This window comes from Mycobacterium sp. IS-1590, from assembly GCF_001500025.1.
GTDB lineage: Bacteria > Actinomycetota > Actinomycetes > Mycobacteriales > Mycobacteriaceae > Mycobacterium.
Window position 1 is genome coordinate 1 of sequence record NZ_LQIW01000044.1, and the last position, 983, is coordinate 983.

1 protein-coding gene is annotated in these 983 nt (G+C 69.8%); it reads right to left on the reverse strand.

What is annotated here, in order from left to right:
• The coding region (locus AU197_RS19465; protein WP_064404550.1) for a DUF222 domain-containing protein at window positions 1-983 on the reverse strand (983 nt) is incomplete at both ends.

Sequence of the window (983 nt, forward strand, 5' to 3'; positions counted from 1 at the left end):
TACAGGATCTCGTCGGTGTGGTCGGCGAAGATCGCCAGATAGTGATGGGCCTCGGCGCCCTGGCGGATCACCTCGCTCATCGGCAGCAGCGACCCGCCGCCGGTGAACCCATGCCCGGTGCCGGCTTGGAGTTCCTTGAGCCGGGCGGTGATCAGCAGCGTGGCCGGCAACCCGTTATGGCTGCCCAACGCCCCCGACGCCAGCAGCGCTCGGCACATGGCATTCAACGCGTCGTGGTTGCGCTGGCCGGTCGTGCGCTGATCGGCGCTGACCGCCTCGGCTGAGGGCTGCGCATCCGGACACCGGATCTGCCCGCCCGGGGCGTCATCGGCCGGGTTGTTCTTGCCCGGGGCAGCCCACACCGCCAGCACCGCCTCCAACGCCGCCCGCGTGGCCGGATCAATCAGGCCGCGCAGCTCACTCATCCCATCGAGGCGCTGGCGGCCCAGCCGCAGCCAACGCTGCGCCGCGCGCACTTCATCGGAGAAATCCCCATCCGGGTTCAAATACGCGCCCAACCGCTCGGCGGCCGCACGCAACTCCTCAGGCGTGTGCTTGGTGGCCAGCTCGGCTAGCTGCGCTTCGGCGGCCTCACGCACGTCATAGCCCATCGAGGCCGGGACCTGCTTGGCGAAGAACCGCCGGATCACTCGCACATGCTCGGCGCCCACCAGACCCTTCTCGACGGCGGCCGCCGTCTGGGCCAGCACCGGTTCAAGTGTCTCGCCGGTCATCGCCCGCCGCGGCGCCAACTCTTTTGCCTCGGCCACCCGCCGGCTCGCCTCGGCCTTGGACACGCGCAGCAACACCGTCAGCGCGCCGGCCACGCTGTTTTCACCCAACTCCGCCAGCGGGGCCTGCTGCAGTCCGGCCACCAAGCGGTGACCCACCATCGCCGAACCCCGGGTGAAGCTCTCCCATTGCGCGGTCAGCGCCAACTGCTCAGAGGTGCTCAAGGTGTCGAACGACTCGGCGACCAGCGC